Below are 17,911 nucleotides of genomic sequence, written 5' to 3' on the forward strand. Positions count from 1 at the left end.
GATTGTGAGCATATAAGCTTACTATATCCTAATCACAATTTAAGCATGTCTTTTATAATATATAAATGGATCAACAAAACCGTCATCCCCATATAGATATAACCATAAAGAATATAATACTTCCTCTTTTGGAAAGTAAGCTAATGAGAGATATAATAGGTATAAAATATAAGCGGGAGTTAGACTCGGTGTTTAAAACAACAAAAGAAAGAAGAGTGGATCTTCTTCTTGAGTTAGAAGATGATTCTATTCTTCATATAGAATTCCAGACAACAAACGATAAGACCATGCTTTATAGGATGTTTGAGTACTATAGCCTCATCAAAATGGAATACAAAGAAAAGACTATACACCAAAAGCTTATATATCTTGGTGAAGACAAATGCAACATGAAAAACACTTTAAAAGATTCAAAGCTTTATTACGAATATGAGCTGATAGACCTAAAAGATTTTCAATGTGATGATCTGTTGGAATCTGATAATATGGCAGATATAACCTTTGCATTTTTGTGCAACGTGAGAAATAGAGAAAAGCTATTTCATAAAGCTCTATCCAAATTAAGAAAATTACCAGAGCAAGAAAGATCTGAATGGACTGGAAAGATATTGACATTGTTAAAGGTAAGACCTAAATTAAGAGAAGGATTTAAAATATTGCTTAAGGAGGAGCCTATGTTAGAGATACCACCTTTTACTATAGAAGAGCTAAAAGATTTACCATTCACAGCAAAAGCTATAGAGCAGTTAGAGCAAGAGGCTACTCTTAAAACCAAAAAAGATGACATTAAGAGTGTTATTCTTATCAAGTTTGGAGTATTGCCAAAAGAGCTTGAAGAGAAGATAGAAAGTACAGATGATATACAGGCTTTAGACGAGATGTTTAAAAAGGTTATACTGGCTGGCAAAATTGAAGAGATTTTGTAAGCTCATATATATAAGTTAAGATAGACTGTGAACAGAGTGCGTGAGCACGTTTCAAATGCCCGTCTTCTTAACAGACACTTATTATACGATGTAAAAAATGCTTCCAGCACACTAGAGCGATGCAATCGTATTTCAACTCTAAGGAACATTCACAGCCTCTCAATAGCTCAGAAAACGGCTATGAGCACACTAGAGCGATGCAATCGCGTTTCGATGCTAAGGAACAGGCGTTACCATGTCAAAGCTAAGAGAACGGCGCAAGGCACACTAGAGCGATGGTATCGCATTTCGACTCTAAGGAACAGGCAAAGCATCTCAAGAGCTCAGAGAACGGCGCAAGGCACACTAGAGCGATGCAATCGCGTTTCGAATTTAAGGAACATTCACATGCACTCAATAGCTCAGAGAAATGCTTACAGCACACTACCTTGTTAAAAGTATGTGTTCATGATGTAGTGAACTTGTATACATTGACAATCTAAATTTATTTTATAAAATTAATATTAATAGAAGGAGGCATGTATGAAAACTAAGTATCCAATTAGAGATTCAACAGACGAAACAAAAAGCAAGAAGGAGACTTTATATCTTCTTAGTATTCCTGGTATGAAAGAGAAAATTATAGAAGGCTCAAAAACGCCCATAGAAGAATGTGAAGACATAGATGATATCAACTGGGAAGAAATAGCAAAAGAAGCTAACAATCAAGTCAACCATATCTAAATTTTTCAAAATAGGAAGATAAACGGTTTAAGTGTGGAAAGTTGTAATTACTAAGCAAGCTAAGAAAGACTTAGTGAATATATACCGCGCCGGTTTGAAATCTAAATTCGAAAAATTAGTAGAAGAAATCAAAAAAGATCCATATACTTCTCAGTGTGAAAAGCTTATTGGAGATTTAGAAGGTTATTACTCATGTCGCATAAATAGAAAACATCGTTTAGTCTACGAAATTGATGATGAACAAAAAATTGTAAAGATAGTAAGTGTATGGAATCACTATTAGTATTGTATAAGTTCAGATAGAGCGTGAATACATGCCTCACAAATTAAGCCCGTCTTTAAGGAGAATTACCAGAGCAAGAAAGATCTGACTGGGTTGGAAAGATATTGACATTGTTAAAGGTAAGACCTAAATTAAGAGAAGGATTTAAAATATTGCTTAAGGAGGAGCCTATGTTAGAGATACCACCTTTTACTATAGAAGAGCTAAAAGATTTACCTTTTACAGCAAAAGCCGTAGAGCAGTTAGAGCAAGAGGCTACTCTGAAAGGTAAGCAAGAAGGATTAGTTCAGGCTAAAAAAGATGATGTTAAGAGTGCTATTCTTATTAAGTTTAAAGTGCTGCCAAGAGAGCTTGAAGAAAAGATAGAAAGTACGGATGATATAAAAGCTTTGGATGAAATGTTTAAGAAGGTGATACTTGCTGGCAAAATTGAAGAGATTTTGTAAATTAATTGAAACCATTAAGCAATAACGTTTTTAAGCTTTTACTTGCCAAAATGGCTAAAGAAATATGCCGATAGGCTCCAAAACTTTTGATTAAAGATAGCAACTAAAATAAAAATTTCTCCCACTCAAAGCCCACAATGTTTTTATCTTTCTTGCTAAATTCTATCCCTATTAGATAGATCTCTTTGTACTTGCCCATGTACTTCTCATAATACCTTTTCTCTTTTATCTGTTTTAAAGCATTCCCTTCCTCTTTGTCCTCTACTACCTTAAACTCTATTATATAAACGCTGTCCTGGTTAAAGACACTTAAATCTATCTGGCCTTTGTTGGTGTTGTCTTCTGCTATCACATTTAGCCCTGCTCCGTTAAAAAGCGCATATACGATAGATGCATAAAATCCCTCATAGGAGTCTATGTCGTTTTTCCTATACCAATCGTGGGGTATGCTTGCAAAAAATCTATGTAAAATGTCTTTTAGTTTTTCTACTTGTTTTGTCTCAAAAGCCTCTATTAGACCTATATCAGTTTTATATTTTGCTGAGATATCTTCTATTATATAGGTTAGAAAATAACTATTGAAGCTTTTTCTCACTTCTAAGTTTGGATAGGACAATATGTATATTCCGTATTTTTCTTTAAAATCTTTTATTGTAAGATAACCAGATTGAAACAGAAGATTTTCTACTCTTATATTATCCACATCAAGATTTGATAGTATCTCATCTCCTACTTCAAGGTTCTCAAGCTCTGGTATGTAGTATCTGTTTTTCATAAACATCTTAATAAGAAATGTAGGCGTTGCTGTTTCAAACCAGTAAGGTTTAAACATTTTCTTATCAAACAACAGCAGTATGTCAAAAGGATTGTAAACACTCTCTCCAAGCCAACTATAACCGTTATACCACTCTTTTATCTTCTCTTTATCAAAATCTTTCAATCTATCTTCAAAAACACTTTCAAGCTCAGATTGGGTATATCCACATACTGTAGAAAAGTTTCTATCTACGGTAATATCGTTTAGCTGGTTTAACCCGCTAAATATAGATACTTTTGAAAACCTCGATACCCCTGTAAGAAATACAAGTTTAAGATAAGGATCAGAGGGTTTTAGTATCTCAAAAAACTTTTTTAGTATATCTCTATTTCTTCTTGCTTTTTCTATGTCTTCTATTACATCAAGTATTGGTTTATCGTATTCATCTATAAGTACCACTACTTTTTGATTGTATTTTTCGTATAATTTTTGGATGAGCTCTTGAAACTTTAGAGGTATGAGTCTTTTGGTGAGTTTTATATGGTGTAGTTTTGCTGTATCATCTAAAAACGATTTTAAAGACTCTAAGAGATTTTCCTCCGTATCTGGATAAGCTTGACTTAAATCAAACTTTATCACTGGATACCTTTTCTCCCAATCCCAATTATCATACAGATAAAGCCCTTTAAATAATTCTTTGTTACCAGAAAACGCTTCTTTTAGTGTATCAAGAAAAAGAGATTTTCCAAATCTTCTGGGACGAGATAGAAAGTAATATCCACCGTTTTCTAATTTTTTAACAAACACTGTCTTGTCTACATAATAATAGTTGTTGTTTCTTATTTTCTCAAATGTTTGTATGCCTATTGGTAAAAGCTTCATAATGTAATTATACCACAGCCTTAAGAATTTAAATCGTGATATACTTCATCATAAATTTTATCATTGTATTTTTTTTACTCTGTAAGAGATTTTTGATATGAAAATTTTACTAGAAAATGGAAGCATAAATATATATAGTTTTGATAAAGAATATGTGATAATTGGCTATCATCAAGACCCTGAGAAAGAGATAAGGCTTGATTATATAGAAAAAAACAACATAGAACTTCTAAAAAGTAGGCTTTCAGGTCAAGCGGTTTATGTGGATGAAGAGACTATTGGGGTAAGAGTAAAAGGCACCAAAGAGCTTTTTTATGAGAGGTTTTTAAAAGCTTTTAAAAATATAATAAAGGATGTAAATATAGAAGGCACTCAATTGAAAGTAGGTCAAAAAAGGCTTTCAGTGGTTCATGGGGATATTGAGGATGGTGCGTTTGAGATATTTTTGCCCTTTTCTTTAAATATAGAAAAAACGCTAAAGAGTATACATATGCCGGTGGAGAAACTCACCTCTTACGGTATAAAAGCAGCGGATGATAGGCTTACAAGCGTAAGAAAATCTATAGAAAAAGACATATCAAAAGAAGAGTTTATCAATATGCTTCTGAACAGCTTTTACGATGAGTTTGGGGCTTTTGATATAAAAGAAGAAGAACATGTTTATTTTGAGACAGATAAAAACTTTATCTTTGAAAATGCAAAGCCAAAAGAGGGCTATACATATGGGCTTTATAGATGCAAAGGTGGTACTTTTAGAGTTTATATAAAAGCATCAGAGGGTGTTTTAGAAGATATTTTTATAAACGGAGATTATATAATATCACCAAAAGATTATATTAAAAGCTTAGAAAACTTCTTAAAAGGTAAAAAGATAGACATTATAAAAGATGAGCTTGATTTATTTTTAGAGTCTAGAGCTTTTAAAAGCATAGATATATCAAAAGAAGATATAAAAGAAGCGGTTTTGTTTACAATAAGAAAACTTGATGCAAAAGATTTTGGTTTAAACGAAGATGCACTTATTGCAAGTATAGGAGGAGATTTAAAAGAAAACCTTCAAAAGGCAAAGGTGATGCTGCTTCCTTACTGCGCCAAACCAAGATGGTGTGATTATAGGCATCTTGATGATTGCGGGGAGTGCGGTGGATGCACGGTAGGAGATGCCTATAGGCTTGCCTACCAAAAGGGTATGATACCTATTACCATTACATCGTTTGAGCTTTTAAGAGATACGCTTCTTTGGTGTGCTGATAATGGTTATACTTATATAGGGCATTGCTGTTATGAGTTTTACGAAAAGCGCTACGAGGCTTTTCAAAAGGCCTCTATGTTTGGAGCAAATGGAGTGCTTTTTGATATAGTAGGTACCACTTGCTATAGTCTTGGTGTGGAAGAAGAAGAAAAAGCTTATCATGGTGAGTTTAGTGTAGAGCTTGATCTCATAAAAGACGATCTTACTAAGTCTTTGGCTTTTAAAGAAGATGAAAAAGAATTTAGCAAATCTCATCAGAGCTTTGATTTTTCAAAATACTTTTTAGACTTTAAACCCCCTTACTACAAAAAACCAAAAGCAGTGCCGACCCCAGAAGAAGATAGAACAAGAAGCGCCATGCAAATAGATGTCTTCAAAGGTGAGGCCACCATCAAAGACAGCGTAGTCTCTTACAAAGAAGCATTTAAAGAGCTTGCAAGCCTTATTAAGAGCTCAAAAAACCCAACGGTAGTAGTAGGACCTCTTTTATTTTGGGATTTTAACGAAAAAGACCTCCAAGAAAAAGCCTATATCACAAGGCTCTTGATAGAAAAGATAAATGCCAATGTGAAGATACTACCAGATTATAGACCAAAACTAAAAAACTACGATCCAAACGTCGAGATGGACCCACCAAACCCCCATGAAGCCATACTTCATGGCAATCACGATATCACCATTCTGATAGGAACGCACTGCTACAGGACAGATTTTGTGATAAGGCTTCTAAAAAAACATACCCCCACCAAGGTGGTAGCTTTGTGTGGGCTTTATGGGCATCCAGAGGCGGATTTGTCTACAAGCTTTACAGATGCTAACAAACTAAAAGAGCTTTTAGATATGCTTTGATTATACACCGCATAAACTCACTACAGTATCTACCTCCCCTCTTTGGATCAACCTACCTTTGTCTATATAAATAGCTTCATCGCACATCTCTTTTACACTTGTCATATCATGGCTTACAAACAATATCGTTTTGTTTTTTCTTTTAAACTCTTTTACCTTTTCTTTGCTTTTTTTCATAAAAGATATATCACCTACCGATAGTATCTCATCCAAGATTATAATATCTGGGTCTATACTAAAAGCCGTAGAAAAAGCAAGCCTTGAATACATACCAGAAGAGTAAGTCCTTACAGGTTCATCTATCACATCTTTTAACTCTGCAAACTCTATTATCTCATCTATTTTCTTGTATATTTCTTTTTTGGAAAGCCCAAGGATAAGACCGCTTATGATGATGTTTTCTCTACCGGTGAGCTCCGGATGAAAACCAGTGCCAAGCTCCAAAAGAGGCACTAAGCTTCCTTTTACCTTTACGCTTCCAGAGGTGGGTTTTATGATGCCAGATATTATTTTAAGAAGGGTAGATTTACCAGCACCGTTTTTTCCTATTATACCCAAAGTGCTTCCAGATACCATATCAAAGCTTATATTATCAAGGGCTTTTACTATCTGCTTTTGGGGTCTACCGTGTTTTATAAAATCCACAAAAGCAGACTTTATGGAAAAATATTTTTTCGTATGTCTTTTAAAGATCTTTGTAACATTTTTTACCTCTATCACAACACTCATATATACTCTGCGAAAACATCCTTTTTAGAGTGAAAATAGTTAAACCCTATTATATAAACTACTATGGATATAAAAAATAACAATATCAAAAGCTCGGGTCTTGGCATTAGGTTGTTATAAAAAATATCGTGGTATACCTTTATAAGATAAGCTACTGGGTTTAGGTATATTAGCTTTTGGTATTTAGAAGGTATTTGTGTATCAAAATACATAACCGGCATACAAAAAAACAAAAGCTGTATAATGGTCTGCATAATCTGTCTAACATCTCTATAAAATACGTTCCATGTGGCTGGGAAAAACGCTACACCTGCTGTGAGAAAAAATTGTATTATTACCACCACCGGAAGGAAAAGCACTATAAAACTTATCTTAACATGGAAAAATATTAAAAATAAAAACAGTACAGGTATCGATAAAAGATAGTTTATAAGGTTAGAAACTACTTTTGTGATTACCACTATCTCAGCAGGTAGCGTAGATTTTGTTATCAAAGCCCCAGCAGAAACCACAGAATCGGTGGCCTCCATCACAGAAGAGGAAAACCAATTCCAGGGCAATATACCGCTAAAAAAATAAACTGGATAATTTTTTGCAGTATTTTTAAATATCACCACAAACAAAAATGTATAAACCAAAAGATTTAAAAGAGGGTTTAGCATACTCCACAAAAAACCAAAAATAGAGCCCCTATACCTTATTTTTAGCTCTTTTAAAGCCAAAACGTATATGAGGTAGTGATACTTATAAAGAAGGTAAAACGGATATATCAAAGCATTTTGCTTCATTTCCATACTATTATAACTCAAAGCATCTGTATAAGTTGTATGTTATAAGTTTATTTATGAAAAATATGTTTTATACTAAGGCACAAGGCTTTCGTCTTCAAACAAGGAAGCTTTGTATATAAGCTCTATCTCTTTTTCTGTAATCTCAGCGGGGTTTATATTAAAAGCGTTCCTACCGGTAAAGTACACATCCTCTGCAAGAATACGAGGAAGATCTTCATCTGGGACTATACCAAGCTCTTTGAGGCTAAGAGGAAGATTTAGCCTTTTAGTAAGGTTTTTCAGCGTTTCAAGAAGATGATACTCATCTTTTAAACCAAGCTCTACGGCAAGTTTTCTATATTTTTCAGGCGCTCTTTTTATATTGTAAAGGGTCACATAATATCCTAAAGCCGATAAGCCTTTTGCATGGGCCACTTGAGGGTATCTACCAGATATAGGATGTTCCATAGTGTGGATAATACCAGCCCTTTTTTGATCTATTGCTATACCTGCAAGCATAGCTCCGTAGCTCATGTTTTCTCTAGCTTCTTTGTTGGTGCCGTCTTCATAGGCTATTTCAAGCCATTTTAGTATAAACTTTAAAGCTATGACATCCAAGTCTTCTGCAAGGCGGTTGTTTAGCTTGTTGGTATAAGATTCTAAAGCATGGTAAAAAGCATCCATACCTGTGGTGGCGGTAAGATCTTTATCCATACTCATGGTAAGTTCTGGGTCTACTATAGCCACCTTTGGATAGTTTAGAGAATGGGCTATCGCAAGCTTTTCTTTTCTATTGGGGTTTGATATTACAGAGTATTTGTTTACTTCAGAGCCAGTACCGGCAGTAGTTGGTATAGCTATAACAGGTCTTGTGTAATAGGGGATTGATTTTGGACCCTCTGGGTAAAACACGTATTCCCAGGCAAAACCTTCGTTAGAAGATACTATGGCTATAGCTTTAGCCGCATCTAATATAGAACCGCCCCCAAGACCCATGATAAAATCTACTTTGTTCTCAGCAGCTATTTTTGCTCCTTTATTTACACTTATATCTGTGGGGTTTGGTTCTATCTCATCGTATATAATGACATCTCTTATATTGTTTAAAATGAGGTTTGATATAACCTTGTCTAAGTATCCATGCTTTTTAGAAGACTTACCTGTTACAATAAGCCCTTTAAAACCAAACCTTCTTGCCACTTCACCTACTTTTGACAAACTACCGTATCCAAAATGTATATCCACAGGCATGTAATAATTAAACACCATAAACCACCTCTTAAAGTATTATTTCATCGCTTTTAAAAACAGGACCTTCTACGCAAGTTCTCACATAACCATCGCTGGTTTTTACCACACACCCAAGACAAACCCCGTACCCGCAAGCCATAGGATTTTCCAAAGAAAGATAAGCATCAAACCCTTTTTGTTTTGAAATATTTTGAACAGCTTTTAACATAGGACTTGGCCCGCAGGCATATACGTTGGCATTTTCTATATCCTTTAGAGCATCCGTCACAAAACCTTTTTTACCAAAACTCCCATCGTCTGTGTAAACCTCTATAGGAATAGAGTATTTTGAAAACCAATCAAGCATAACAAGATACTCCTTTGACCTTGCTCCGTAGTATACTTTAAAATCTAAGTTTTTTTCTTTTAAAAGCCTACAAAACAAACTAACCCCAGATATACCAATACCACCAGCCAATACAACGTTTAACTTATCCCTTGAGGCTTCAAAAAGCCCATTTCCAAGAGGCATCAGCACATCCACAAACTCCCCTTCCCTCAAAGTGCTCATAACGGTAGTCCCTTTTCCTATTACATCGTAGTATATATAAATAGCATCTTCTTCTACATCTGCTATAGCAAATGCCCTTCTATTTAAAGGATCAAAACTATCGTTTGGTTTTATCATAACAAAATGCCCCGGTTTTATATCGTAGCTATGGTTTAGCTTTAGCACCATCAAATATGTATGCATTCCCACTTTTTCATTTTTTAGGATTTTTAACCTTACATCTTCCATAAAAATATTATACTGTCTAAAACCCCAACAAGGTGTTATATTATTATTGGAGGAAACAAATGGGTATAAACATACCAATGGCTATTTACGATAAGTTGGTAGAAAAGTTTGGTAAAGAGACTGCCGTTGAAATTGCAGAACTTATTGAAGATACCCAAGACTATTTAGAAGAAAAAGTAGTAGAAGAAACTAAAAAAAGAAAGATAGAGCTAAGGGATGAGCTAAGAAAAGAGCTAGCTACAAAAGAAGATATACTGCTTGTAAGACAGGAGATAGAAACAGTAAGGCAGGAGCTAAAAGGAGAGATTGAATCTTTAAGGCAAGAGCTAAAAGGCGAGATTGAAGCACTAAGGCAAGAAGTAAAAGGAGAGATTGAAGCACTAAGACAGGAACTAAAAGGAGAGATAAAAGTCCTAAAAATGTGGATTTTCTTTTTGGGAGCTTTGATGGTGGTGCTAAATCAAAACTCTTTGGAGTTTATAGCAAAAATATTGGGTAATATATTTAAGTAATATGCTAAAAGAGCGTATTGAAGAGGTTTATGAAAAAATAGAAAAAGCCGCTTTGAGGGCTTCTCGTAAAAAAGAGGACATAAAGCTTTTAGCTGTTACAAAAACGGTACCTGAAGATGTTATAAAAGAGGCTTACAGCCTTGGTATTAGGCTTTTTGGAGAAAACAAAGTCCAAGAGTTTTTAAGAAAATACGAAGCTTTAAAAGACCTTGATATAGAATGGCATTTTATAGGAGCTATTCAGACCAACAAGGTAAAGTATCTAAAAAATAAAGTAAAACTTATACACTCAGTGGATAGAAAAGCCATTGTGGATGAGATTTCAAAACGAATGGAGCATATTGATATTCTTATAGAGGTAAACGTAGGTCAAGAGAGTTCAAAATCTGGTGTAGAAGAAAATCACCTTAAAGAGCTAACCGAATACGTACTTTCAAAACCAAACATAAACTTAAAAGGACTTATGTGTATACCACCTTATTTTGAAGATACAGAAAAAGTACGTCCTTTTTTTGCAAAGCTAAGAAACTTAAAAGAAGATTTAGAAAAGACATTTAATATAAAACTACCTGAACTATCTATGGGCATGTCCCATGATTTTGAATTAGCTATAGAAGAAGGTGCCACAATAATAAGAATAGGCACATATCTCTTTGGCCAAAGACAATACACATAATGAACCTTGCAAGAAAGATTTTTGAAGCCAACAAGCTTTTTAATCTAATAGAAAAAGGCGATAAAATACTCATTGGTTTTTCTGGTGGTGTGGATTCTATGGTGCTATCTTGTCTTATGTATAAATTAAAAGACGCTCTTGGTATTGAGATTGGACTGGCTCACTTTAACCACCATCTAAGAGAAGATGCCGATGAAGATGAGGCTTTTTGTATAGATTTTGCTAAAAGCCTAAAATTACCTATATATGTAGAGAGCTTTGATATAAAATCTTTAAAAGGCAATATAGAAGAAAACGCCCGTAAAAAGCGCTATGAGTTTCTACAAAAGACTTCAAAAAAAGAAGGCTACAATAAGATAGCTACAGCCCATCATCTTGATGATTTGGCAGAAACGATGATCCTTTGGTTTGTAAGAGGCGGAGGACTAAAAGGTCTATCTGGTTTTAAGGCTTATAAAGAAAATATAATAAGACCACTTATCACCGCCACGAAAGATGAGATTAGAGCCTTTGCAAAAGAGCAGCATTTGAACTGGAAAGAAGATTATACAAACTACGATGAAACTATATCAAGAAACCTCATAAGGCACAAGGTAATACCTATTTTAAAAACCATAAATCCAAATTTCTTATCTACAGTGCTACAAGAGTCTATAATCCTTCAAGATGAGGAGGCGTTTTTGGAAGATTATACAGAGCATGTTATAAAAAATATAGATGTTTTTGATGTTAAAAGCCTAAAACAAGAGCCAAGAGCTATACAAAGACGCATTGTAAGAAAAACCTTTGGCACAAAAACCTTCCAAAAAACAGAATTGGTTTTAAGGCTTTTAGAAAATGCAAAAAAAATAAAGCTTTCAAAGGATAAAAGTCTCGTAGTAAAACATGGGAAAATTAAAGAGATTTATGATAAAATATAATAATTATTTGAAGATAGAGGTGGAAGATTTATGCCAAAATTATCGCCAAGGGATATAAAGAGTAAGATCGCTGGTATAAAAAATACGATGCGTATTACAAACGCCATGAAGGTGGTTTCTGCCGCTAAGCTAAGAAAAGCCCAAGAGGCTATATTCAAAGCAAGGCCATACTCCGATAAGCTTTATGAACTAATGGCACACCTTTTTGCCCATATAGATACGTATTCGCATCCGCTTTTTAAAAGAAGAGAGTTAAAAAACGTAGATCTTGTAATAATAAGTGCAGACAGAGGTTTGGCTGGGGCTTTCAACACAAATCTATTTAAGAAAGTGGATAGCTATCTAAAATCTTGCCCAAGCCAACGTATAAACCTTCATATAGTAGGTAAAAAAGCCAATCAGTATTATTCCAAAAGATCTTACCACATAGTTAGCTCTTATCAAGATGTATTTAAAAAAGAAATAAACTTTGATATAGTAAAAGAGCTTGGCGCTAAACTTATATCAAGATACAAAGAGGAAGAGACAGATCATATAGTGCTTTTTAACAACGAGATGATAACAAAAGCCACATACGCCCCAAAAGAAAGGAGGTTTTTACCTATCACTTACGAAGATGTCCACATCCAAGAACCAAAGTTAGATCACAATACCATATACAACATAGAAGGCAACGAAACGGATATACTTGATGGCATCATAAGCATATACATGAACTATCAGCTTTATAGGGCTATGTTAGAATCAAACGCCGCCGAGCACTTTGCCCGTATGGTAGCCATGGACAATGCCACCAGAAACGCATCCGACCTTATCAAAAAATGGACACTTATCTTCAACAAAGCCCGTCAAGAGTCCATCACCGCAGAGCTAATAGACATAGTAACAGCAGCAGAAGCTATGGACTAAGCTAATTTATTGCATAGAAGTTTATAAGCTTTTAAGTATATTAAATTTTGATGATTCCTAAGGTATCTATAGGTGTAGAGTTTATAGCTAGCGAAGAAGATATACTAAAGTCTGTCCCAAAAGAAGTAGGGGCTTCTTTGACGTTTCTTGGTATAGCAAGAGCTTCAAAAGAAGATGGGGATATCGTAGAGCTTTTCTATGAAGCCCATGAACCCATGGCTTTAAAAATTTTTCACGATATAAGATTAAAAGCCATAAAGGATTTTTCTCTTATAGACGCCTATATCTATCATAAGATAGGTAGTGTAAAAGTAGGAGAGGTGTCTTTTTTTGTGCTGGTGCTTGGATCTCACCGAGATGAGGTTTACAAAGGTTCAAGGTTTATTGTGGATGAGGTAAAAAAAGAAGCACCTATATGGAAAAAGGAGGTTTTCAAGGATGGAAGCTCAAAATGGGTCATGGGTGCATGAGATAACATATCTTCGGATATCTATCACCGACAAATGCAATATGAAATGCTCTTACTGTAGACCTATCAATATAGATTATATATCCCACAAAGATATGCTATCTTACGAAGAGATAAGAGATATAGTTTTTGTAATGAAGGATTTTGGACTTAAAAAAGTAAGAATCACAGGTGGAGAACCCCTCGTAAGACCTCAAGTGTGGAATCTTGTATCTTTATTAAAAGCCACAAACTTAGAATCTATTTCAATGACCACCAACGGCACATATCTAAAAGAATATGCAAAGCTTCTAAAAGAAGCTGGTCTTGATACTATAAATATAAGTTTAGATACATTAGATGAAAACAAGTTTAAACATGTCACCAAAAGCGATATAAAATCCGTTTTAGAAGGCATTTATGAGTCTTCATCTTTGGGTTTTAACATAAAATTAAATACAGTTTTGATAAGGAATTTCAACGACTCTGAAATAATACCCCTTGTGGAGTTTGCAAAGGATGTAAGAGCAAGGATAAGGTTTATAGAACTAATGCCAGTGGGAAAGCTTGATTTTTTCAATAGATCAAAGATATTTTACAATGATGAGGTTTTTAAGCTTTTAGAAAAGACCTACGGAAAATTAACGGCATTAGCACCAGATGGTTCTAAAAGCGCCAAAAGGTTTTTAATAGAGTCTATAAACACAGAAGTGGGTTTTATAAGTCCAATATCAAGTCCTTTTTGCGATGGGTGTTCAAAGCTAAGACTCACTCCAGAGGGTACTATCATGTATTGTCTTAGGACAAACAGCGGTATAAATATAAAAAAGATTATAAGAGAAGAGGGTTTAGAAGCTTTTAGAAAACTAATGCCAGATATCATAAGACAAAAAAATATATCCAACGAATACATTATAAACAACGATTATAGTTTTTTGGATTGCAACAGAGCCATGACATCAATAGGTGGATAAAATAGGTAACTGATGAAGTTTAAAGTTATAAACTTAGGCTGTAGGATGAATCAGTTTGATGGGGATTTCATAAGCTCTTGGCTTTTAAAACATGGTTATGAAAAATCAGAAATACCAGATATTTATATCATAAACACCTGCAGCGTTACCTCTCAAGCCGATAGAAGCTCAAGACAAGCCATTTACCAAGCCAAAAAAGAAAATCCAAACGCTATAGTAATAGCCACAGGCTGCTATGCCCAAACTCAAAAAGAGGCTTTGGAAAAAATAAAAGAAGTGGATATAGTACTTGGAAACGCCAACAGAACAGATATATTAGAAGCTATAAAAAACCATTTGGACACAAAACAAAAACTCTCTCACGTAGATAATATCTTTAGACAAAATGATATAGCCTTTCAAGAGGATATTATATTTGAAAACCACAGGCCTTTTTTGAAAATCCAAGAAGGATGTAACAGTTTTTGCAGTTTTTGTATAATACCTTTTGCCAGAGGTAAATCAAGAAGCGTAGATGAAGAGCTTATTATCAAAAGCGTACAAAACCTATACGAAAAAGGCTATAAAGAGGTAGTCCTTACCGGCACACAACTAAGCCAATATGGACAGGATAAAGGCACTTCACTTTATAAGCTTTTAAAAAAACTTTTAAAAATACCAATGTTTATAAGGCTTTCTTCTATGAATGTAAATGAGATTAAAACAGATAAAGAGCTTTTAGATCTTATAACAGAAGAGCCAAATATTATGCCGCATTTTCACCTTTCTCTTCAAAGCGCCAGCGATAAGCTATTAAAAGCCATGAGAAGAGAATACACACTAAAAGAGTATGAAGAAGTGGTAAGTTATATAATTAAAAAAAGACCAATAAGTGCAATTGGTACAGATATAATAGTAGGTTTTCCCACAGAAAACCACGAAGATTTCAATATCACCTACATTTTTTTAAAAGATTTCCCTTTTGCTTACCTTCATATATTTACATATTCCGATAGGCCCCTTACAAAAGCCCAAAAATTAACGCCAAAAGTAGATTCAAACACCAAAAAAGAGCGCTCAAAGCTTCTTCATAACCTTGATCAAGAAAAAAGGGAGCACTTTAGAGCATCTATGAAAGGTAAAACCCTAAGAGCCGTCACCATATCCCATGATAAAGCCCTTACAGAAAACTATATAGAACTAACCCCAAAAGACTTAAATATAGATAAATTTGAAAAAATAAATGATATAATAATGATACGCTTATGAAGATACTGGCAAGAAGTGTAAAGGTAGAGCCCTTAGATGCAAAGATAGAGCGCTGTAAAGACGGTGAAAACTCTAAGTTTTACTGCCTTAAAGTTTTGATAACGTTTTCAAACGGTACCACAAAAGAATATATCATGAGAGCCCACAACGAACCAAAAACCTTAGAGCGTTTTATAAACAACGAAAAAGGCTACAAAGATAAGTTTCAAGATAAGTTTGGTTTAACAGATAAAAAAGAGATTGTATATATATCAAACGTACCAGAAGAGGCTGTCTCTAAATAAATTATCTACAAGATATATCAACAAAAGCCCGCATGCTTATATTTTCTTTAGACTTTACAGGTGTTGGTAAAGCCTTTGCCATAGCAAATCTCATCGGTAGCACCGGATGGTTTTGGGCATAAGAAATGCTTTTCACAAAACACTCTTTTTGAAAAATCTTAGAAAAGTTTGAGGCGTAAACCAAAGATTTTTTGGCCAAATCCTTTATAAGATAGTTCTTTGTAGCATCTATATCTTTTTTTGGTACTATAAAACCAGTATATGTTATCTCGTAGTTTATACCCTTTAAAGCGTTTAATATTTTTGTTTGGTTTTTTGGGCTTTTCATATAAAAACTATAATCGTTTATACCTTTATAACCCTCGCATACATATTTATTTTTAGAATAAAAGCAGTTTCTTAAAATCCTAAAACTACCGCCTTTGTAAGGTATATTTAAACCTCTAATCAAATGATCGACTTTGCCAAGGTAGGCTATCACATCAGCACTATTTTGGGCGCTATAATTTATCTCTATATCAAGCTTATAAACGCTAGGCGTAATACTTTTACTATCTCCTATCATAATCTTTATATCTGGATAAGCATAAGACAACGCACAAAAACCCAAAACAAAAATTAAGAGTTTAAAAGTTTTCATGATTTTATTATAGCAATTTCTCAAACTAAATAGCATGATATAATAAAGAATGCACGTTTCAAATAGCAAATTTATCTTTGTCACAGGTGGTGTTTTATCTTCTCTTGGTAAAGGTGTGGCTTCAGCTTCTATTGGAGCTCTGCTTGAAGGTTTGGGGCTTAGTATAACCCTTCAGAAGTTAGATCCTTATTTAAATGTAGACCCTGGGACCATGAATCCATATCAACACGGCGAGGTATTTGTAACAGAAGATGGTGCCGAAACAGACCTTGATCTTGGGCATTACGAAAGATTTACCAATACAAACTTATCTAAACTAAACAACATAACCGCTGGAAAAATATACAACAGTGTTTTGGAAAAAGAGAGAAAAGGTGCGTACCTTGGTTCTACCGTACAGGTGATACCCCATGTAACCGACGAAATAAAATCTATGATACTAAAAGCATCAAAAGACAAAGATATAGCTATAGTGGAAATAGGTGGCACCGTTGGAGATATAGAGAGTTTACCGTTTTTAGAGGCTATAAGACAGCTTCAGCTTGAAATAGGAAAAGAAAACACGCTTTTCATACACTTAACCTATGTCCCCTACATCTCTGTGGCTGGTGAGTTAAAAACAAAACCAACCCAGCACTCCGTAAAAGAGTTAAGGGCAATAGGTATACAACCAGATATCATAATATGTCGCTCCGAAGTAGAGCTTCCTCAAGATGTAAAATCAAAAATAGCGATGTTTTGCAACGTAAAACCAGAAAATGTAATATCTGCCTACGATGTGGATTACATCTATAAAATACCTCTTATTTTAAAAGCTCAAAACTTAGATAAAATCATCATTGATGCTTTTAGATTAGAAAACAAAGAACCAAATCTTACAAAGTGGGAAAACATAGTATCAAGCTTAGAACATCTAAAAGATTCTGTAGATATAGCCATAGTGGGAAAGTATATAAAACTAAAAGATGCTTACAAAAGTCTTATAGAAGCTCTCATACATGGAGGCATTGAACATAAGTTAAAAGTAAATATGATATGGGTTGATTCTGAAAATTTAAATGAAAAAGATTTAGAACATGTAGATGGTATTTTGATTCCAGGTGGTTTTGGCGAAAGAGGAATAGAGGGGAAGATAAGAGCTCTTAACTACGGCAGAACCAAAAACATACCAACATTTGGTATATGTCTTGGTATGCAGCTTATGGCTGTGGAGTTTGCCAGAAACGTTTTAGGCTTTAAAGATGCAAACTCTACGGAGTTTGATCCAAATACATCAAACCCTGTTATAGATATAATGGAAGAACAAAAGGGCATAGAAAACTTGGGCGGGACTATGAGACTTGGAGCTTACGAATGCCTTATAAAAGAAAATACAAAAGCTTATGAGATTTACAAAGAAAACCTCATATACGAAAGACATAGGCATAGATACGAATTCAACAACAAATACAAGGAACATTTTGAAAAACATGGTTTTATAGCTTCTGGCATATACCCTAAAAAATCTTTGGTGGAGATAATAGAGCTTCAAAACCATAGATGGTATATAGGTTGTCAGTTTCATCCGGAATTCAAAAGTAAGCCCTTTAAAGCTCATAAATTGTTTGCATCTTTTATAGAAAATGCATATATTTATAAAAAGGAAAGGAGTTAA

Annotated in this window: 19 protein-coding genes and 1 pseudogene; 14 read left to right on the top strand and 6 right to left on the bottom strand. The window is 34.3% G+C overall.

Annotated elements, in window-relative coordinates:
• The first annotated feature begins 65 nt into the window (after window positions 1-65).
• From HY04AAS1_RS07800 to HY04AAS1_RS07815, 4 genes and pseudogenes are all read left to right on the top strand, one after another.
• Window positions 66-926: a hypothetical protein gene (locus HY04AAS1_RS07800; protein ID WP_012514582.1), complete on the top strand. Its 861-nt coding sequence runs from the start codon at window positions 66-68 to the stop codon at window positions 924-926.
• A gap of 522 nt (window positions 927-1,448) precedes the next feature.
• On the top strand, window positions 1,449-1,649 hold the full coding sequence (locus HY04AAS1_RS08505) for a hypothetical protein (protein ID WP_012514583.1): 201 nt from the start codon (window positions 1,449-1,451) through the stop codon (window positions 1,647-1,649).
• Between the two features lie 31 nt (window positions 1,650-1,680).
• A complete protein-coding gene (locus HY04AAS1_RS07810) occupies window positions 1,681-1,932 on the top strand; it encodes a Txe/YoeB family addiction module toxin (protein ID WP_012514584.1) in 252 nt (83 codons plus the stop codon).
• Window positions 1,933-1,997: 65 nt separating this feature from the next.
• Window positions 1,998-2,378 (top strand): annotated as a pseudogene (locus HY04AAS1_RS07815) (flagellar biosynthesis/type III secretory pathway protein); the annotation flags it as partial.
• Window positions 2,379-2,481: 103 nt separating this feature from the next.
• Here HY04AAS1_RS07815 and HY04AAS1_RS07820 read toward each other — a convergent pair.
• Window positions 2,482-4,017: an ATP-binding protein gene (locus HY04AAS1_RS07820; protein WP_012514586.1), complete on the bottom strand. Its 1,536-nt coding sequence runs from the start codon at window positions 4,015-4,017 to the stop codon at window positions 2,482-2,484.
• Between the two features lie 97 nt (window positions 4,018-4,114).
• On the opposite strand from HY04AAS1_RS07820, the gene HY04AAS1_RS07825 reads away from it, so the two are divergent.
• Window positions 4,115-6,118, top strand: a complete 2,004-nt coding sequence (locus HY04AAS1_RS07825; RefSeq protein ID WP_012514587.1) for a carbon monoxide dehydrogenase beta subunit family protein — start codon at window positions 4,115-4,117, stop codon at window positions 6,116-6,118.
• Here HY04AAS1_RS07825 and HY04AAS1_RS07830 read toward each other — a convergent pair whose 3' ends face one another.
• The 4 genes from HY04AAS1_RS07830 to HY04AAS1_RS07845 all read right to left on the bottom strand — a co-directional run bounded on the left by HY04AAS1_RS07830 (window position 6,119) and on the right by HY04AAS1_RS07845 (window position 9,646).
• Window positions 6,119-6,847: an ABC transporter ATP-binding protein gene (locus HY04AAS1_RS07830; RefSeq protein ID WP_012514588.1), complete on the bottom strand. Its 729-nt coding sequence runs from the start codon at window positions 6,845-6,847 to the stop codon at window positions 6,119-6,121.
• The gene (locus HY04AAS1_RS07835; RefSeq protein ID WP_012514589.1) at window positions 6,844-7,641 is read right to left on the bottom strand and encodes an ABC transporter permease; all 798 of its coding nucleotides are present in this window, start codon (window positions 7,639-7,641) and stop codon (window positions 6,844-6,846) included. Before HY04AAS1_RS07835 ends, HY04AAS1_RS07830 begins: the two co-directional genes overlap by 4 nt.
• 69 nt (window positions 7,642-7,710) lie before the next feature.
• Complete coding sequence (locus HY04AAS1_RS07840) at window positions 7,711-8,886, bottom strand: iron-containing alcohol dehydrogenase (RefSeq protein ID WP_012514590.1); 1,176 nt, start codon at window positions 8,884-8,886, stop codon at window positions 7,711-7,713.
• Window positions 8,887-8,896: 10 nt separating this feature from the next.
• Entirely contained in the window at window positions 8,897-9,646 is a 750-nt protein-coding gene (locus tag HY04AAS1_RS07845; protein WP_012514591.1) for a dihydroorotate dehydrogenase electron transfer subunit, read from the bottom strand.
• Between the two features lie 59 nt (window positions 9,647-9,705).
• On the opposite strand from HY04AAS1_RS07845, the gene HY04AAS1_RS07850 reads away from it, so the two are divergent.
• From HY04AAS1_RS07850 to HY04AAS1_RS07885, 8 genes are read left to right on the top strand one after another with little or no spacing between them, the layout of a single operon-like run.
• The gene (locus tag HY04AAS1_RS07850) at window positions 9,706-10,158 is read left to right on the top strand and encodes a hypothetical protein (protein ID WP_012514592.1); all 453 of its coding nucleotides are present in this window, start codon (window positions 9,706-9,708) and stop codon (window positions 10,156-10,158) included.
• A 1-nt stretch (window position 10,159) separates the two neighbouring features.
• Entirely contained in the window at window positions 10,160-10,834 is a 675-nt protein-coding gene (locus HY04AAS1_RS07855; protein WP_012514593.1) for a YggS family pyridoxal phosphate-dependent enzyme, read from the top strand.
• Window positions 10,834-11,754, top strand: coding sequence for a tRNA lysidine(34) synthetase TilS (gene tilS, locus HY04AAS1_RS07860; RefSeq protein WP_012514594.1), 921 nt, complete (start codon window positions 10,834-10,836; stop codon window positions 11,752-11,754). Before HY04AAS1_RS07855 ends, tilS begins: the two co-directional genes overlap by 1 nt.
• Window positions 11,755-11,784: 30 nt before the next feature.
• Window positions 11,785-12,663, top strand: a complete 879-nt coding sequence (locus tag HY04AAS1_RS07865; RefSeq protein ID WP_012514595.1) for a F0F1 ATP synthase subunit gamma — start codon at window positions 11,785-11,787, stop codon at window positions 12,661-12,663.
• 50 nt (window positions 12,664-12,713) lie between these two features.
• Entirely contained in the window at window positions 12,714-13,133 is a 420-nt protein-coding gene (locus HY04AAS1_RS07870; RefSeq protein WP_012514596.1) for a molybdenum cofactor biosynthesis protein MoaE, read from the top strand.
• Window positions 13,102-14,085 carry a GTP 3',8-cyclase MoaA gene (gene moaA, locus HY04AAS1_RS07875; protein ID WP_012514597.1) on the top strand — a complete coding sequence of 328 codons (984 nt, stop codon included), beginning with the start codon at window positions 13,102-13,104 and terminating at the stop codon, window positions 14,083-14,085. The genes HY04AAS1_RS07870 and moaA overlap by 32 nt, the downstream gene beginning before the upstream one ends.
• Window positions 14,086-14,097: 12 nt before the next feature.
• The gene (mtaB, locus tag HY04AAS1_RS07880) at window positions 14,098-15,333 is read left to right on the top strand and encodes a tRNA (N(6)-L-threonylcarbamoyladenosine(37)-C(2))-methylthiotransferase MtaB (protein ID WP_012514598.1); all 1,236 of its coding nucleotides are present in this window, start codon (window positions 14,098-14,100) and stop codon (window positions 15,331-15,333) included.
• Window positions 15,330-15,617, top strand: a complete 288-nt coding sequence (locus HY04AAS1_RS07885) for a hypothetical protein (RefSeq protein ID WP_012514599.1) — start codon at window positions 15,330-15,332, stop codon at window positions 15,615-15,617. Before mtaB ends, HY04AAS1_RS07885 begins: the two co-directional genes overlap by 4 nt.
• Window position 15,618: 1 nt before the next feature.
• On the opposite strand, the gene HY04AAS1_RS07890 is transcribed toward HY04AAS1_RS07885, so the two are convergent.
• Window positions 15,619-16,257: a hypothetical protein gene (locus tag HY04AAS1_RS07890; protein ID WP_012514600.1), complete on the bottom strand. Its 639-nt coding sequence runs from the start codon at window positions 16,255-16,257 to the stop codon at window positions 15,619-15,621.
• A gap of 49 nt (window positions 16,258-16,306) precedes the next feature.
• Here HY04AAS1_RS07890 and HY04AAS1_RS07895 point away from each other — a divergent pair, with 49 nt between their 5' ends.
• Complete coding sequence (locus tag HY04AAS1_RS07895; RefSeq protein WP_012514601.1) at window positions 16,307-17,911, top strand: CTP synthase; 1,605 nt, start codon at window positions 16,307-16,309, stop codon at window positions 17,909-17,911.

This window comes from Hydrogenobaculum sp. Y04AAS1 (genome assembly GCF_000020785.1).
Lineage (GTDB): Bacteria > Aquificota > Aquificia > Aquificales > Aquificaceae > Hydrogenobaculum.

What these genes read in the sequence shown, in the direction of transcription:
- HY04AAS1_RS07825 (WP_012514587.1), top strand. Translation starts at nt 4,115, where the DNA reads ATGAAAATTTTACTAGAAAATGGAAGCATAAATATATATAGTTTTGAT.
- HY04AAS1_RS07885 (WP_012514599.1), top strand. Translation starts at nt 15,330, where the DNA reads ATGAAGATACTGGCAAGAAGTGTAAAGGTAGAGCCCTTAGATGCAAAG.
- HY04AAS1_RS07855 (WP_012514593.1), top strand. Translation starts at nt 10,160, where the DNA reads ATGCTAAAAGAGCGTATTGAAGAGGTTTATGAAAAAATAGAAAAAGCC.
- HY04AAS1_RS07895 (WP_012514601.1), top strand. Translation starts at nt 16,307, where the DNA reads ATGCACGTTTCAAATAGCAAATTTATCTTTGTCACAGGTGGTGTTTTA.
- HY04AAS1_RS07830 (WP_012514588.1), bottom strand. Translation starts at nt 6,847, where the DNA reads ATGAGTGTTGTGATAGAGGTAAAAAATGTTACAAAGATCTTTAAAAGA.
- HY04AAS1_RS07870 (WP_012514596.1), top strand. Translation starts at nt 12,714, where the DNA reads ATGATTCCTAAGGTATCTATAGGTGTAGAGTTTATAGCTAGCGAAGAA.
- mtaB (WP_012514598.1), top strand. Translation starts at nt 14,098, where the DNA reads ATGAAGTTTAAAGTTATAAACTTAGGCTGTAGGATGAATCAGTTTGAT.
- HY04AAS1_RS08505 (WP_012514583.1), top strand. Translation starts at nt 1,449, where the DNA reads ATGAAAACTAAGTATCCAATTAGAGATTCAACAGACGAAACAAAAAGC.
- HY04AAS1_RS07850 (WP_012514592.1), top strand. Translation starts at nt 9,706, where the DNA reads ATGGGTATAAACATACCAATGGCTATTTACGATAAGTTGGTAGAAAAG.
- HY04AAS1_RS07890 (WP_012514600.1), bottom strand. Translation starts at nt 16,257, where the DNA reads ATGAAAACTTTTAAACTCTTAATTTTTGTTTTGGGTTTTTGTGCGTTG.
- HY04AAS1_RS07865 (WP_012514595.1), top strand. Translation starts at nt 11,785, where the DNA reads ATGCCAAAATTATCGCCAAGGGATATAAAGAGTAAGATCGCTGGTATA.
- moaA (WP_012514597.1), top strand. Translation starts at nt 13,102, where the DNA reads ATGGAAGCTCAAAATGGGTCATGGGTGCATGAGATAACATATCTTCGG.
- HY04AAS1_RS07840 (WP_012514590.1), bottom strand. Translation starts at nt 8,886, where the DNA reads ATGGTGTTTAATTATTACATGCCTGTGGATATACATTTTGGATACGGT.
- HY04AAS1_RS07800 (WP_012514582.1), top strand. Translation starts at nt 66, where the DNA reads ATGGATCAACAAAACCGTCATCCCCATATAGATATAACCATAAAGAAT.
- HY04AAS1_RS07835 (WP_012514589.1), bottom strand. Translation starts at nt 7,641, where the DNA reads ATGGAAATGAAGCAAAATGCTTTGATATATCCGTTTTACCTTCTTTAT.
- HY04AAS1_RS07845 (WP_012514591.1), bottom strand. Translation starts at nt 9,646, where the DNA reads ATGGAAGATGTAAGGTTAAAAATCCTAAAAAATGAAAAAGTGGGAATG.
- tilS (WP_012514594.1), top strand. Translation starts at nt 10,834, where the DNA reads ATGAACCTTGCAAGAAAGATTTTTGAAGCCAACAAGCTTTTTAATCTA.
- HY04AAS1_RS07820 (WP_012514586.1), bottom strand. Translation starts at nt 4,017, where the DNA reads ATGAAGCTTTTACCAATAGGCATACAAACATTTGAGAAAATAAGAAAC.